Annotated in this window: 11 protein-coding genes; 3 read left to right on the plus strand and 8 right to left on the minus strand. The window is 57.7% G+C overall.

The genetic code is table 11. From position 1 onward, the window contains the following. Positions 1-142: 142 nt before the first annotated feature. Positions 143-931 carry an SDR family oxidoreductase gene (locus HCU74_RS09560; RefSeq protein WP_168450213.1) on the plus strand — a complete coding sequence of 263 codons (789 nt, stop codon included), beginning with the start codon at positions 143-145 and terminating at the stop codon, positions 929-931. A gap of 23 nt (positions 932-954) precedes the next feature. Here HCU74_RS09560 and HCU74_RS09565 read toward each other — a convergent pair whose 3' ends face one another. The 7 genes from HCU74_RS09565 to HCU74_RS09595 all read right to left on the minus strand — a co-directional run bounded on the left by HCU74_RS09565 (position 955) and on the right by HCU74_RS09595 (position 8,620). Then, on the minus strand, positions 955-1,860 hold the full coding sequence (locus tag HCU74_RS09565; RefSeq protein WP_168450214.1) for a hydroxymethylglutaryl-CoA lyase: 906 nt from the start codon (positions 1,858-1,860) through the stop codon (positions 955-957). Between the two features lie 6 nt (positions 1,861-1,866). Then, a complete protein-coding gene (locus tag HCU74_RS09570) occupies positions 1,867-3,846 on the minus strand; it encodes an acetyl/propionyl/methylcrotonyl-CoA carboxylase subunit alpha (RefSeq protein WP_168450215.1) in 1,980 nt (659 codons plus the stop codon). Next, positions 3,839-4,642, minus strand: coding sequence for an enoyl-CoA hydratase/isomerase family protein (locus tag HCU74_RS09575; protein ID WP_168450216.1), 804 nt, complete (start codon positions 4,640-4,642; stop codon positions 3,839-3,841). The genes HCU74_RS09570 and HCU74_RS09575 overlap by 8 nt, the downstream gene beginning before the upstream one ends. Before the next feature lie 11 nt (positions 4,643-4,653). After that, positions 4,654-6,261, minus strand: coding sequence for a carboxyl transferase domain-containing protein (locus HCU74_RS09580; protein ID WP_168450217.1), 1,608 nt, complete (start codon positions 6,259-6,261; stop codon positions 4,654-4,656). Between the two features lie 44 nt (positions 6,262-6,305). Then, positions 6,306-7,475, minus strand: a complete 1,170-nt coding sequence (locus tag HCU74_RS09585) for an isovaleryl-CoA dehydrogenase (RefSeq protein WP_168450218.1) — start codon at positions 7,473-7,475, stop codon at positions 6,306-6,308. A gap of 4 nt (positions 7,476-7,479) precedes the next feature. Then, on the minus strand, positions 7,480-7,887 hold the full coding sequence (locus HCU74_RS09590; protein WP_168450219.1) for a MerR family transcriptional regulator: 408 nt from the start codon (positions 7,885-7,887) through the stop codon (positions 7,480-7,482). A gap of 109 nt (positions 7,888-7,996) precedes the next feature. Then, positions 7,997-8,620 carry a hypothetical protein gene (locus HCU74_RS09595; RefSeq protein ID WP_168450220.1) on the minus strand — a complete coding sequence of 208 codons (624 nt, stop codon included), beginning with the start codon at positions 8,618-8,620 and terminating at the stop codon, positions 7,997-7,999. A gap of 318 nt (positions 8,621-8,938) precedes the next feature. Here HCU74_RS09595 and HCU74_RS09600 point away from each other — a divergent pair, with 318 nt between their 5' ends. Then, a complete protein-coding gene (locus HCU74_RS09600) occupies positions 8,939-12,415 on the plus strand; it encodes an indolepyruvate ferredoxin oxidoreductase family protein (protein ID WP_168450221.1) in 3,477 nt (1,158 codons plus the stop codon). Positions 12,416-12,423: 8 nt separating this feature from the next. Beyond that, on the plus strand, positions 12,424-13,521 hold the full coding sequence (locus tag HCU74_RS09605; RefSeq protein ID WP_168450222.1) for a Glu/Leu/Phe/Val family dehydrogenase: 1,098 nt from the start codon (positions 12,424-12,426) through the stop codon (positions 13,519-13,521). 30 nt (positions 13,522-13,551) lie between these two features. On the opposite strand, the gene HCU74_RS09610 is transcribed toward HCU74_RS09605, so the two are convergent. Beyond that, positions 13,552-14,028 (minus strand): Lrp/AsnC family transcriptional regulator, encoded by a 477-nt coding sequence (locus tag HCU74_RS09610; protein ID WP_168450223.1) that lies wholly within the window; start codon positions 14,026-14,028, stop codon positions 13,552-13,554. Positions 14,029-14,083: the final 55 nt, after the last annotated feature.

The following is a 14,083-nucleotide window of genomic DNA, read 5'->3' on the forward strand; positions in this document are numbered from 1 at the left end:
GGGTGAATCATCGGGTATGCGAATGCTACAGAAGTATAACCCATAGCTTTAGTCACTGTTACGAAGCCCCCGTCCGATTGGATGGTGTTGGCTGCTTTAAAGCTGGGATAGGCTGTCGTCATCAGAATAATAGAGGTGTGTCATGCTGCTGAAAAACAAGGTTGTGATTGTGTCGGGAATCGGGCCGGGGCTGGGTGAAAAGCTGGCACTGGAGGCCGCCAAACAAGGCGCTTCGCTGGTTATTTGCGCCCGTACCGCGAGCAAACTGGATGACGCCGAATTACGTATCCGTGAAGCCGGACTCAACAATGAAGTGTTGAAGCGGGTGTGCGATATCAGTGATGCAGAGCAGTGTGGGGAGCTTGCATCGGCGGCGGTAGCGCATTACGGTCGAATCGACGTCCTGTTTAACAGTGCCTACATTCCCGGCGAATTCGCGCCGATCGCGCAGGCCAGGCTGGATGGTTGGCGTGATACGATGAATGTTAATTTTTTTGGCACCATGGCGCTGACGCTGGCGGTTGTCCCGCAAATGAAAGTTCAGGGCGGCGGTGCGATTGTGATGATAAATTCAATGGTCACCCGTCGTCCGATGCCGACGCAGGGAGGCTATGCAGCGTCCAAAGCCGCGTTAACCGGCGCCACCGCCCATCTTGCGTTAGAGCTGGGGCCAGATAATATCCGCGTGAATACCGCGTATATGGGCTGGATGTGGGGACCCTCGGTCGCAGGATATTTTGAGGCGACGGCGGCGGCCGGTGGCCCAACCGTCGAGCAACAGAAGGCCGCGGTGGCGTCGACGATACCGCTGCGCCGAATTCCTGAGGATGGCGACTGCGCCAAAGCCGCCATTTTCCTCGGCTCCGATTACGCCTGCGCCATTACCGGTGCGGCCTTGGATGTGAATGGCGGGGATTACTTGCCGCACTGAGGACGGCATTCCCCGCGGTGTGTTCAGCCAGCTGGCGGTGGTGTGAGGGCTTGGGCGACTTTGGACTGATTTCGCCGGCCGAGTGCCGCCGAGATGCGGTTGCCGGCGGCAATCAATTTGTCGAGATTAACGCCGTGCTCAATATCCATGCCGTTGAGCATATACACCAGATCTTCAGTAGCCAAATTACCCGAGGCGCCCCGAGCATAGGGGCAGCCTCCCAGGCCGGCAACAGAGCTGTCGATGGTGGCAATGCCGTAGTCAAGCGCCACCAGGGTATTGGCGAGGGCCTGTCCGTAGGTGTCGTGGAAATGAGCGGCGAGCTGCCCCACCGGGACTGCAGACAGAAGTGTGTCCAGCAGCCGTCGTGTATCGGCCGGGGTAGCCTGGCCAACAGTGTCGCCGAGTGACACCTCGTAGCAGCCGAGGTCAAGCAGGGCGCGGGTGACGTTCAGTACATTGCTGGCGTCGATGCGGCCATCGTAGGGGCAGGCAATAACGCATGACACATAGGCACGTACCGGAACCCCGGCGGCGCTGGCGGCAACCATGACGGGCTCAAAGCGCTGCAAGCTTTCCGCCACACTGCAATTGATATTCTTTCGTGAAAACCCCTCCGAGGCCGCGGCGAAAACCGCAACTTCATCGACACCTGCGGCCAAAGCCTGCTCGAAACCGCGCAGATTCGGGGTAAGGGCGCTGTACACCACGCCCGGGCGGCGTTGCAAGGCAGCAAAAACGTCGCCGCTGCCGGCCATTTGCGGCACCCACTTCGGGTTGACAAAACTACCTGCTTCGATGGCGCGAAGGCCAGCGTCGGCCAGGCCGTCAATCAGTGCCAGTTTGTCGTCGTGATGAATTGGCGTGGCTTCGTTTTGCAGCCCGTCACGGGGGCCGACTTCGACGATTTTAACCTGCTTCGGAATCACGGCCCCTTACTCCCCGCTGGCGTCGCTGAAGTCCAGCAAGCTGGCACCACCCTCAACCAGCTCGCCCTCGGCATAGTGAAAGCTGTCTACGGTGCCGTCGGCAGGTGCAGTCACGCTGTGCTCCATCTTCATCGCTTCCATAATCATCAGCACTTCACCTTTTTTAACTGCCTGGCCAGGGGAGACCAGCAAACTGACTACGCGGCCGTTCATTGGCGCGAGCAGTCCGCCGTGTTGTTCGGCTGCTTCCATGCTGTAGGCGTAGCGGGAGAAAGACAGCGGCCCTTCGGGCAGGAACAGACAATAGCTGTCGCCGTCGGCGCACCAGCTGTAGTACTGCTGGTAGCCGTTAACGGTCGCTTTCAGGCGGTCGTTGTCCAGTGTGCCGGACACTGAAAATAGCTGTTCACCGTCGTTGAGCTGCCAGTTGCCGGCGCTGAGGGTTTCCACTTCCAGTGATTGGCGTTCACCGCCGATGGTCAAGTCAAGCTGGCGACGCGCGGGCAGAGCAGAGCGCCAGTTGTGGACAGCCCAGGGCCCCTCAGGTTGCTGTGATTGTTCGTTCAGCAACAACAGCAGGGCGGCGAGTGCTTTGGATTCGGCGAAGCGGGCCTCACGGCGGGCCATCTTGCTGTCATGCATTTCCGTGTAGTGCTTGTCGATAAAGCCGGTGTCGAAGTTGGCGGCAGCAAACTCCGGGTGACCCGCTAGCTCACGCAGGTAGTGGGTGTTGGTGGCCAGACCGGCAATGGCGGTGTCTTCAAGAGCCTTGCACAATTGACGCAGGGCACTGGCACGGTCCTCACCCCAGACAATCAGTTTGGCGATCATCGGATCGTAATACATGCTGATCGCGTCGCCCTGTCGTACGCCGGAGTCGATACGCACGTGGTCGCTGGCGGCGGGAAAACGCAGGTATTTCAGTTGCCCGGTTTGCGGCAGAAACTGATTGTCCGGGTCTTCGGCGTAAATCCGTGCCTCAAAGGCATGGCCATTGATTTGCAGTTCGTCCTGATTACAGGGCAGGGTTTCGCCGTAGGCAACGCGCAGCTGCCACTCGACCAGATCCTGGCCGCTGATCATTTCGGTGACCGGGTGTTCGACCTGGAGACGGGTGTTCATCTCCATAAAGTAGAACTCTTCGTTGTCGCCCAACAAAAATTCCACTGTGCCTGCGCCGACATAACCGATAGCCTGGGCAGCTTGAATGGCAGCTGAGCCCATGGCGTTGCGCAGATCGACTGTCATACCCGGCGCCGGGGCTTCTTCGATTACTTTCTGGTGTCGGCGCTGCAGGGAGCAGTCACGCTCGAATAAATGCACGCCATTGCCGTGGCCATCGCAAAACACCTGAATCTCTACATGGCGTGGCCCGGTCAAAAATTTCTCGACCAGAATTTTATCGTCGCCAAAGGCGTTCAGGGCTTCGCGTCGGGTGGCCGCCAGTGCTGAGTCAAAGTCGTCGGCGCTCCAGACAATCCGCATACCCTTACCGCCGCCACCGGCGCTGGCCTTGAGTAATACGGGGTAGCCAATGTCTTTGGCCGAGGTTTTGAGCAGTTCGGGGTTTTGGTCGTCACCGTGATAGCCGGGGAGGAGGGGCACAGCGGCTTCGCTCATAATGGCTTTGGCGGCGGATTTGGAACCCATTGCCTCGATTGCACCGACCGGGGGGCCGATAAAGACGATGCCCTGTTCATCACAAGCGCGGCAAAAGGCCGCGTTCTCGGAGAGGAAGCCGTAGCCCGGATGAATGGCCTGGGCGCCGGTACGTGCTGCCACGGCGAGAATTTTTTCCGGAATGAGGTATGACTCATTGGCGGGTGCGGGGCCGATGCAGACTGCCTCGTCGGCCATGGCGACGTGCAGGGCGTCGCGGTCGGCGTCGCTGTATACCGCAACGGTGGCGATACCCATGCGGCGGGCGGTTTTGATAACGCGGCAAGCTATTTCGCCACGGTTTGCGATCAGTATTTTATTAAACATTGTTATGCTTCCGTATCCATGAGGCCTGACGTTTTTCGAGGAAGGCACTGAGGCCTTCCTGACCTTCGGGCGAAACCCGTATATCGGCAATGCGAGTGCAGCTGTCCTGAATCAGCGCGTTGTCTATGTCCCGCGCCTGGTAGTCCTGTATCAACGTTTTTGCCGCGCGCATTGCTGCAGGGCTGTTATTCAGCAGGCCGCTGCAAAAGGCGGCAACGGTGTCATCGAGCTGATCGTCGTCAACGCACTGACTGACCAGCCCCAGTTGCTTGGCCTGCTCGGCACCAAAGCGTTCTGCACTGATGGCGTAGCGCCGCGCGGCCCGCGAACCTATCGCCGCGATGACATAGGGGCTGATGGTGGCGGGAATCAGTCCGATTTTGACTTCACTGAGGCAAAAACTGGCGCGCCGGTTGGCGATGGCAAAATCGCAGCAGGCCACCAGACCGACGCCACCACCAAAGGCCGCACCCTGCACCCTGGCCACGGTCGGGCTGGGGAAACGGTCGAGTTGTTGCATCAACCCCGCCAATTCCTGAGCGTCGCGGCGGTTTTCAGCGTGGCTGTAGCCGGCCATTCGCCGCATCCAGCTGGCATCGGCACCGGCGGAAAAACTCTTGCCCTCGGCCGCCAACACCAACACCCGGACACTAGCCTGAGTGGCCAGATCGCCGAGAATATGGCGCAGCTCGGCGATAACCTTATCGTCGAAAGCGTTATGGATCTCCGGACGGCTCATCGTAAGGGTGGCGATGCCATTGTCGTCGATCGCGACTTTGCAAGCGGTATAACTCATGCCGGGTCTCCCTACATTCTGAACACGCCAAAGGTGGTGTCTTCGATCGGAGCGTTGAGGCTGGCAGACAGACTCATGCCCAGCACCCGGCGGGTATCGGCGGGGTCTATTACGCCGTCGTCCCACAGGCGTGCGGAGGCGTAGAAGGGATGACTCTGCTCTTCAAACTTGTCCAGAATCGGCTGTTTGAAGGCTTTTTCCTTATCGTCGCTCCAGGTCTCGCCCTTGCGCTCGTGCTGGGCGCGCTTGATGTCGGCGAGTACCCCGGCGGCTTGCTCGCCCCCCATAACCGCAATACGGGCGTTGGGCCACATATACATAAAGCGGGGCTCGTAGGCGCGGCCACACATGCCGTAGTTGCCGGCGCCGTACGAGCCACCAATTACCACGGTAAATTTGGGCACCTTGGCACAGGCAACTGCCATGACCATCTTGGCGCCGTGGCGGGCAATACCACCGGCCTCGTACTGTTTACCCACCATAAAGCCGGTGATGTTTTGCAGAAAGACCAGCGGTATTTTGCGCTTGGCACAGAGCTCGATGAAGTGGGCGCCTTTTTGTGCAGATTCACTGAAGAGAATGCCGTTGTTGGCGACGATGCCTATAGGGTGGCCATAGAGACGGGCGAAGCCACACACCAGGCTGCTGCCGTAGAGAGCCTTGAATTCGTCGAAGTCAGAGCCATCGACGATGCGGGCAATAACCTCGCGCACATCGTAGGGCTTGCGGCTGTCAGCGGGAATGACGCCGTAGAGCTCCTTCGGATCGTACAGGGGCTCTACACTCTCGGTGACATCAAGTTGGCGGGGTTTGCGGCGGTTCAGTTTGGACACCGCCTGACGCGCCAATTGCAAAGCGTGTTCGTCGTTTTCTGCGTAGTGGTCGGCGACACCGGATTCGCGACAGTGTACATCGGCACCGCCGAGTTCTTCGGCAGTAACCACTTCACCGGTCGCTGCTTTTACCAGTGGTGGGCCGGCAAGAAAGATGGTGCCCTGTTGACGAACAATAATGGTTTCGTCAGCCATGGCGGGAACATAGGCGCCACCGGCGGTGCACGAGCCCATCACTACGGCAATTTGGGGAATGTTTTTCGCCGACATATTGGCCTGGTTGTAGAAGATACGGCCGAAATGGTCGCGGTCGGGGAATACCTCGTCCTGGCGGGGCAGGTTGGCGCCGCCGGAGTCCACCAGGTAGATGCAGGGCAGGTGATTTTGCTCGGCGATGGCCTGGGCGCGCAGATGCTTTTTTATCGTGAGGGGGTAGTAGGAGCCGCCCTTTACGGTGGCATCGTTGGCGATAATCATGCACTCAATGCCGCATACCAAGCCGATACCTGCAACGACGCCGGCAGCGGGAATATCTTCGCCGTAGACCCCTTCGGCGGCGAGCTGGGAAAGCTCGAGAAAGGCCGCGCCGGGGTCGAGCAAGCCGTCGATACGTTCCCGGGGCAGAAGCTTTCCGCGACTGTGGTGGCGCTCGCGGGCAACGGCACCGCCGCCCTCGCTGATCCGCGCTGTAGCTTTTTTAAGTGCGGTGACCTGTTCTTCAATAGCGGCGCTGTTGGCCTGAAAGTCACTGCTGTGTCGGTCGAGTTTACTGTGCAGAACACTCATGGAAGTTCCTTTTTATTTATCCGTTGGCCGAATCAGTCTGTGGGTCAGGCAGTTTCTTTAAACAGTTCCCGGCCGATCAGCATGCGGCGTACCTCGGAGGTGCCCGCACCGATTTCATAGAGCTTGGCATCGCGCAGCAGGCGACCGGTAGCGTAGTCGTTGATGTAACCGTTGCCGCCGAGGGTTTGAATTGCCTGCAAGGCCATCTGAGTGGCTTTTTCAGCGGTGTACAGAATCACCGCTGCGGCGTCCTTGCGGGTTTCTTCACCGCGGTCACAGCTCTTGGCGACCGCATAGAGGTAGGCGCGGGAGGCGTTGAGGTCGCAATACATGTCGGCCAGCTTGCCCTGCATCAACTGGAATTCGCCAATCGCCTGGCCGAACTGTTTACGCTCGTGAAGGTAGGGCACCACGATGTCCATGCAAGCCTGCATAATGCCGGTGGGGCCACCTGACAACACAGTACGTTCGTAGTCCAGACCGCTCATCAGGATCTTTGCACCGTCGCCTTCCTTGCCGATAAGATTTTCTGCGGGTACCGCACAATCCTGGAATACCAACTCACAGGTGTTGGAGCCGCGCATGCCGAGCTTGTCGAGCTTCGGGCTGCGGGAAAAACCAGGGTAGTCACGCTCAACAATAAAGGCGCTCATGCCCTTGGAGCCGCCCTGGGGATCGGTTTTGGCGTAGATCACATAGGTGTGGGCGTCGGGGCCGTTGGTGATCCACATTTTTGCGCCGTTAAGAATATAGTGATCGCCCTTCTTGTCGGCGCGCAGCTTCATGCTGACCACATCGGAGCCGGCGTTGGGCTCAGACATGGCCAATGCGCCAATATGTTCGCCACTGCATAGCTTGGGCAGGTACTTTTCCTTTTGCGCCTGGTTGCCGTTCTTGAAGATCTGGTTAACACACAGGTTGGAGTGAGCGCCGTAGGACAAACCCACAGAGGCCGACGCACGGCTGATTTCTTCCATAGCCACAACGTGGGCCAGGTAGCCCATATCGCTGCCGCCAAATTCTTCACTGACGGTCATGCCGAGCAGACCCAGATCACCGAATTTACGCCACAGGTCCAGAGGGAACTGGTTTTCCTTGTCGATCTGCTCGGCTCGGGGGGCTATTTCATCCCGCGCGAAACGCTGCACTGTTTCCCGCAGCATGTCGATGTCTTCACCAAGGTCGAAATTCAAGCTGGGGTAGCTGTTACTCATGTTATTAGTCCTCTGTGCTGGAAGTCGTCGTGGAGTTACCGTGAATTTGTGTCAGCGCTTCGGCGCAGCGGGCTTCGGCGTCATCCAGGTCGGCAAGCAGGGTGTGGATGTCGTTGAGCTGGCGCTGCAGCATTTCTCGCTTTTCGCGAATCTTGTTGATTAAAGAGTGTAGCTGGGGACTGTTGTCTCGCTCGGGGTCGTACATATGAATAATGTCGAGACTCTCATCCAGCGACAGCCCAAGGCGCTTTCCCCGTAGAATCAGCCGCAACTTGGTGCGGTCGGCGGCACTGAATATACGGGTCTGCCCCCGGCGCTCGGGATGTAGCAGACCCTTTTCTTCATAAAAACGTATGCTGCGGGTGGTCAGATCAAACTCTGCAGCGAGCTCGGAAATTGAGTAGGTCTTCATGGCATTGGCGTCGATTTTTATGTGTGGGGAAATATTAACCTTACGTTGACGTTAACGTCAACTTTCGTGCCGGCAAAAGAAAGCGATTTTTTTCAGAATGATGGCAGGTTCAGGGGGCGGGAATAAATTCGCCGGAGTGCTTGCCTGGGTTAAAGACCGCGGTTTCGGCCTGTTCCGCAGTGTCGATGATGTGTTCAACGAACTGTTTGGTGGTGAAATGCCGCCTTGATGAGATCCAGCGGCGGGAGGTCAAACGGTTGCTTTGCAGGGCGCTCAATGCCGCTAGGCGCGCCAGTCGCAACAATTCCGCCGACTCCGGCACCTCCTGTTCACATTCCCATTGGGCCAGTCTGAGTGCGGCATCAGCGCAGAGAAAACGCGCGCGACGGAAGATTTGCTCGGGGTCCTTCCACAGCGGAGACAGTGGGACGGGGTGTTGTTCACGTTGATAGCCGTTGGCATTGACCAGCCAAGGCCCCAGGGCCAGGCCGATTTCGCTACGTGAACGGGTGATAATCGGCGGCACATAACCGATGACTTCAAAATAGTCCGCGATGCGACGCAGCATAATCAGTGCGGCACGTCGTTGGGTGGGCAGGCAGGTGTGTTCTGCCAGGCTTAGCTGGCTGCGGACATGGGCTCCGTTAAGGGGAGTAAGACGGGGATTCAGACCCAGCGCCGGTATGTCGCCGCCGGGGGGCGGAGTTTGTCGGAATTGATCGACGTTCAGCATGGTGCCTGCGCAGTGTTAACCATAGTGTTTGTAACCCTTGGTTTGAGGCTCTGAGGTATGAGGTTTTTGTGTTGGTGGTAGGTGTTTAAAAAGAAGTTGTTCCATAAAGCCGTTATCTTAGCTGAAAAGCACTGCAAAAGGGGGTATTGCGGGCTGAGTACAGCTTTTTGTGTTGAAGCCCGAATAATTTATTCCGAATTTAGCTTTTTGGGGTATTAATCCGTCCACAATTAGACGCGCAATGGTGTAAATCGCATAACTCTTGCCGGCGCCAGTGCCTATTATATGTACAGGTGCTGGATCGTAGTGAGGTGTGTCATGCAGGGAAAACCGATCAGTCTTGACGACAAGTATGCGCTGGATACTACCCGCGCCTACCTCACCGGTATTGAAGCATTGGTGCGCTTGCCGATTTTACAGCATCAGCGAGATCTGGAGCGGGGCCTCAATACCGCAGGCTTTATTTCCGGCTACCGGGGTTCGCCACTGGGCAGTCTCGATCAGACCCTGTGGAAGGCGCAGAAATACCTTGATAAACACCAAATCACCTTTGTTCCCGGTGTCAATGAGGATCTGGCCGCGACCGCGGTGTGGGGTAGCCAACAGGTTGGTCTGCACCCCAGCGCCAAATTCGATGGCGTGTTCGGCATGTGGTACGGCAAGGGGCCGGGTGTCGATCGCAGCATGGATGTCATTAAACATGCCAATGCGGCGGGTACGTCGAAATACGGCGGTGTACTCGCGGTAGCGGGGGACGATCACGCCGCGAAGTCGTCCAGCTTGCCCCACCAGTCGGAGCACAATTTTATGGGGGCGTCGATTCCGGTACTGGCACCGGCCAATGTGCAAGAGGTGCTGGACCTCGGTATTTTCGGTTGGGAGATGTCGCGCTATTGTGGTGCCTGGGTTGCCCTCAAGGCCATCACCGAAAATATGGACTCAGCGATTTCTGCGGAAATCGACCCCCATCGTATTAGCATTGTTATTCCTGAAAATTTCTCCTTGCCTGAAGACGGCGTGCATCTGCGCTGGCCCGATGCCCCGCTGGATCAGGAGCGCCGTCTGAACCGCTATAAAATCTATGCTGCACGGGAGTTTGCCCGAGTCAACAAGCTCAATTACACCGCGGTGGATAGCGACCGGGCACGGCTGGGCATTATCACCAGCGGCAAGGCCTTTCTCGATGTGTTGCAGGCATTGGAAGATCTGGGGATTGATCGCGCCAAGGCGGGTGAAATTGGCATTCGAGTACATAAGGTCGGTATGCCCTGGCCATTGGAACCGGTAACGACCCACGCCTTTGCCAGCGGTCTGGAGGAGATTCTTGTGGTGGAGGAAAAGCGCTCCATTATCGAGGATCAGCTCACCGGCCAATTATATAACTGGCCGGTGGATAAGCGGCCCCGGGTGATAGGTGAATTTGACGAGCATGGCCGAGAGCTGCTGCCAAATTTGAGCGAACTCACTCCGGCGATGGTGGCTCGGGCTATCGCGGCGAGAATACGCCGTTTCTATCAAAGTGAGGACATCGAAAAGCGTCTCAGCTTTTACCAGCAGAAGGAGCAGTCGCTGGCCAGTCATCGGCAAAAAATCGCGCGCCTGCCACACTATTGTTCTGGGTGTCCTCACAACACCTCAACCCAATTGCCCGCCGGCAGTATCGCCCTTGGCGGTATAGGTTGCCATTACATGGGCACCTTTATGGCCAGCCGTCCCGCGCAGACTTTTACCCAGATGGGCGGTGAAGGGGTCACCTGGGTGGGGCAGGCGCCTTTTGTCGAAACTCCCCATGTGTTCCAGAACCTGGGCGACGGCACCTACTTCCACTCGGGGATTCTGGCCATTCGCCAGTCCATCGCTGCCGGAACCAATATTACCTACAAATTGCTCTACAACGACGCCGTAGCGATGACCGGCGGTCAGCCTGTTGATGGCAGTCTCAGTGTCAGCCAGATTGTGCAGCAACTGAGAGGCGAGGGGGTCAAGCGCATCGCTGTTGTGTCTGAGGACACTCGGCGCAGTGATTTGGTCGAGGGCGATGGCCTGACCCTTCACCACCGGGACGAAATCATGCAGGTGCAGGAAATGTTGCGGCAGGTGGAAGGTACCACTTTGCTGATTTATGAACAGACCTGTGCTGCGGAGAAACGGCGTCGGCGCAAGCGCGGCTTAATGGACGACCCCGATCGCCGAGTGCTGATCAACGCGGCGGTGTGCGAGGGTTGTGGTGATTGCGGCAAGAAATCCAATTGCCTGTCGGTGCAACCCCTCGCGACGGAACTGGGGCGTAAGCGCACAATAGATCAAAGTGCCTGTAACAAGGACTATTCCTGTGTGAAGGGGTTTTGCCCCAGCTTTGTATCGGTTATCGGCGGTCGGCTGAAAAAGAATCGTGCGGCGGAGTCGGTGACCGAGTTCGCGCCGCTGCCGGAGCCTAGTCAGCCCCCCTTGGCCCAACCCTGGAATATCGTGGTGACCGGTGTCGGTGGCACCGGAGTGTTGACGATTACCGCGGTACTGGCCATGGCGGCCCATATTGAGGGCAAGGGTTGTGCAACCATGAATCAGACCGGGCTCGCGCAAAAGTTTGGCCCGGTGGTAAGCCACCTTCGAATAGCCCGGCAACAGTCGGATATCTGTGCTGTGCGTATCCCTGCGGGTGACGCTGACCTGTTGATTGGTTGCGATCTTGTGGTCAGCGTGACCGATGAGGCTATCGCCAAGGTGAATGTCGAGCGCAGCTATGCGGTGATAAACAGCAACGAAGCGCCGACCTCGGAATTTGTTTACGACCCCGATGCGCAATTTCCGGCGGAGTCGATGAAACGCTTGATTGAGGAAGAGGTAGGCAAGGAAAAGGTGGCATTTATCGAGGCCAGCGACATTGCCCGCCATCTGCTGGGCGACGGTATTGCCAGTAATTTCTTTATGCTCGGTTACGCCTTTCAGATGGGGTATATACCGGTGTCGGCAGAGGCTATTCACGATGCCATCGCCCTCAATGGCGTGTCGGTGGAATTTAATCAGCAGGCGTTTTTGTGGGGGCGACGCTGTGTCGTCGATGAGTCCGCGGTGCGCCGTATTTCCGGCGTATCCGGTGTCCCCTGGCAGCCTTTGACAGAGCTGAACGACATCATTGCGTATCGGGCGGAGCACCTGCGCAAATATCAGGACAAGGACTACGCCGATCGCTATACCGAACTGCTGAAACAGGTTCGCGTCGCCGAGATGAATCTGCCCAATCACGCCGTTGAATTGCCGTTGACCACAGCGGCGGCGCGCAGCTTGCACAAATTGATGGCGTACAAGGATGAATACGAGGTCGCCCGCTTGTTTACTGACGGCGATTTTCAGGCGCAGCTGGCGGAGCAATTCGAGGGTGATTACCGCCTGCGCTTTCATCTGTCTCCGCCCTTGTTAAGTCGCACCGACCCCTACAGCGGTGAACCGCTTAAACGGGACTTTGGCCCCTGGTTATTGCCGGTCTTCCGCGTGCTGGCGAAGTTGAAAGGGCTGCGTGGCAGCCGTTGGGACATCTTTGGTTACAGCGATGAGCGCCGCATGGAACGGCATCTTCTTCAGGAGTATATCGATGACATCGAACAGGTTGTCGCGGCGCTTACAGAGCACAATTACCGTGATGGGATTGCATTACTGGGTCTGGCGGAGAACATACGCGGCTTTGGTCCGGTGAAGCGGCGCAGTATCGAGGATTACCAGGGGCGGCGTCGCCAGTTACTTGAGAGGTTCTCTGGTCAGGTGGTGCAGTATGTCGAAATCAAGGGCGCGGCGTGAGGTCGGTGATGGGCGTATTCTCAACAGATAGCTTTGACAACCACGAAAGCGTGTCATTTTTCAGTGACGCCGACACCGGGCTGCGGGCGATCATCGCCGTGCACAGTAGTCGTCTGGGCGCTGCGGTAGGAGGGTGCAGAATGTACCCCTATAGCAGCGAGGGCGCAGCGATTGACGACGCCTTGCGCTTGTCCAGGGGGATGACCTATAAATCAGCGCTGGCCGGGCTCCCTATGGGCGGAGGCAAGGCCGTGATAATCGGCGATCCCTCTGCCGATAAAACTCCGGCGCTGCTGCGCGCCTTTGGCGATTGTGTTGAGCGCCTTGGTGGTCGCTATGTCACCGCCGAGGATTCCGGCACCACCGTAGCCGATATGGCCTGTATCGCTGAGCGAACCCGTTTTGTCTCGGGCCTGAATGCCGGGCCATCGCGCCACGGAGGAGACCCATCGCCCTACACCGCATACGGTGTCTTTCGCGGTATTCAGCAGGCATGGCGGGTAAAAAAAGGCGAGACTGCCACTCTGGCCGGGTGTCGAGTGCTTGTGCAGGGCGCGGGGGCGGTTGGCCGCCATCTGATCGCTCTGTTGATAGCGGAAGGGGCGCAGGTGATGGCCGCAGATATCAATGCCGATAATTTGCAAAAGTCGGTGGCAATGGGCGCATCGGCAATTGCTCAAGACGAGGTCTTTTCTGTCGCGACAGATATCTTTGCACCCTGCGCGATGGGGAGCGTGTTTACCACCGCCAACGTCATGTCGATTCAGGCGGAAGTCATCGCCGGAGCCGCCAATAACCAATTGGAAGGGCCTGAAGTCGCAAAAATATTGGCGCGGCGGGGAATATTGTATGCCCCCGACTTCGCGATCAATGCGGGCGGGATTATTGATGTCTATTACCAGCGCAGCGGTGGTGAGCACCGTCAGGTCATCAGCCATATCGAGCGGACGGTTTCAGTGCTGGAGCAGATTCTCAGGCGGGCACAGTGCGAACAGCGCGATACCCATAGTGTCGCTGAAGAAATGGCCGAACAGCGTTTGCTGCAGGGGGGCGAAGGCCCGCTCAAAACCGCAGCCAGCGGTTCTCTTCACCAGGTAGGCATGTAGTGGAATTAGTGCTGCGTGGGCAACTGGCTGCTACAGCTGAGTATCCAGCGGCAGCTCGGTGGTGTTTTTAATTTCGGTGACGGCGATGTGAGAGTGGGTTTCGCCTACCATCGGCAGTGACAGAAGTTTCTCCCGAACAAAGCTCTCATAGTGGCGAATATCACGGGTAATAATTTTAAGCATATAGTCCCACACGCCGGTCATGGTGTAGCACTCGACGATCTCCGGAAACGCACTGACCCGATGCTCAAATTCTTCCAGGTGGCGCCTGCCCACCGCAGTTAAGTTGACCGTGGTGAAGCACACCAACTCCATTCCCAGTTTTTCCCGGTCGAGTACCGCCACCTTCCGTTGTATATACCCGGCCTGTTCAATACGGTTGATACGTCGCCAGCATGGCGATTGGGAGATGTTTATCATCTCGGCGATTTCCGTTGAACTCTTGCTCGCGTCCCGCTGGAGGATGCTGAGAATAGTGACATCCTGGTGATTGAGGTCGTTGCTCATTGGGTTCACCTCCGCTGGTAAAAGCCTGTGTGCGCCGATTCGGTGCGCCTTGGGG

It is taken from the genome of Spongiibacter thalassae, from assembly GCF_012272835.1.
GTDB lineage: Bacteria > Pseudomonadota > Gammaproteobacteria > Pseudomonadales > Spongiibacteraceae > Spongiibacter > Spongiibacter thalassae.

Bases quoted from the DNA above. Each gene is read 5' to 3' on its own strand.
- HCU74_RS09610 (WP_168450223.1), bottom strand. From the start codon at position 14,028: ATGAGCAACGACCTCAATCACCAGGATGTCACTATTCTCAGCATCCTC.
- HCU74_RS09575 (WP_168450216.1), bottom strand. From the start codon at position 4,642: ATGAGTTATACCGCTTGCAAAGTCGCGATCGACGACAATGGCATCGCC.
- HCU74_RS09570 (WP_168450215.1), bottom strand. From the start codon at position 3,846: ATGTTTAATAAAATACTGATCGCAAACCGTGGCGAAATAGCTTGCCGC.
- HCU74_RS09595 (WP_168450220.1), bottom strand. From the start codon at position 8,620: ATGCTGAACGTCGATCAATTCCGACAAACTCCGCCCCCCGGCGGCGAC.
- HCU74_RS09600 (WP_168450221.1), top strand. From the start codon at position 8,939: ATGCAGGGAAAACCGATCAGTCTTGACGACAAGTATGCGCTGGATACT.
- HCU74_RS09585 (WP_168450218.1), bottom strand. From the start codon at position 7,475: ATGAGTAACAGCTACCCCAGCTTGAATTTCGACCTTGGTGAAGACATC.
- HCU74_RS09560 (WP_168450213.1), top strand. From the start codon at position 143: ATGCTGCTGAAAAACAAGGTTGTGATTGTGTCGGGAATCGGGCCGGGG.
- HCU74_RS09580 (WP_168450217.1), bottom strand. From the start codon at position 6,261: ATGAGTGTTCTGCACAGTAAACTCGACCGACACAGCAGTGACTTTCAG.
- HCU74_RS09590 (WP_168450219.1), bottom strand. From the start codon at position 7,887: ATGAAGACCTACTCAATTTCCGAGCTCGCTGCAGAGTTTGATCTGACC.
- HCU74_RS09605 (WP_168450222.1), top strand. From the start codon at position 12,424: ATGGGCGTATTCTCAACAGATAGCTTTGACAACCACGAAAGCGTGTCA.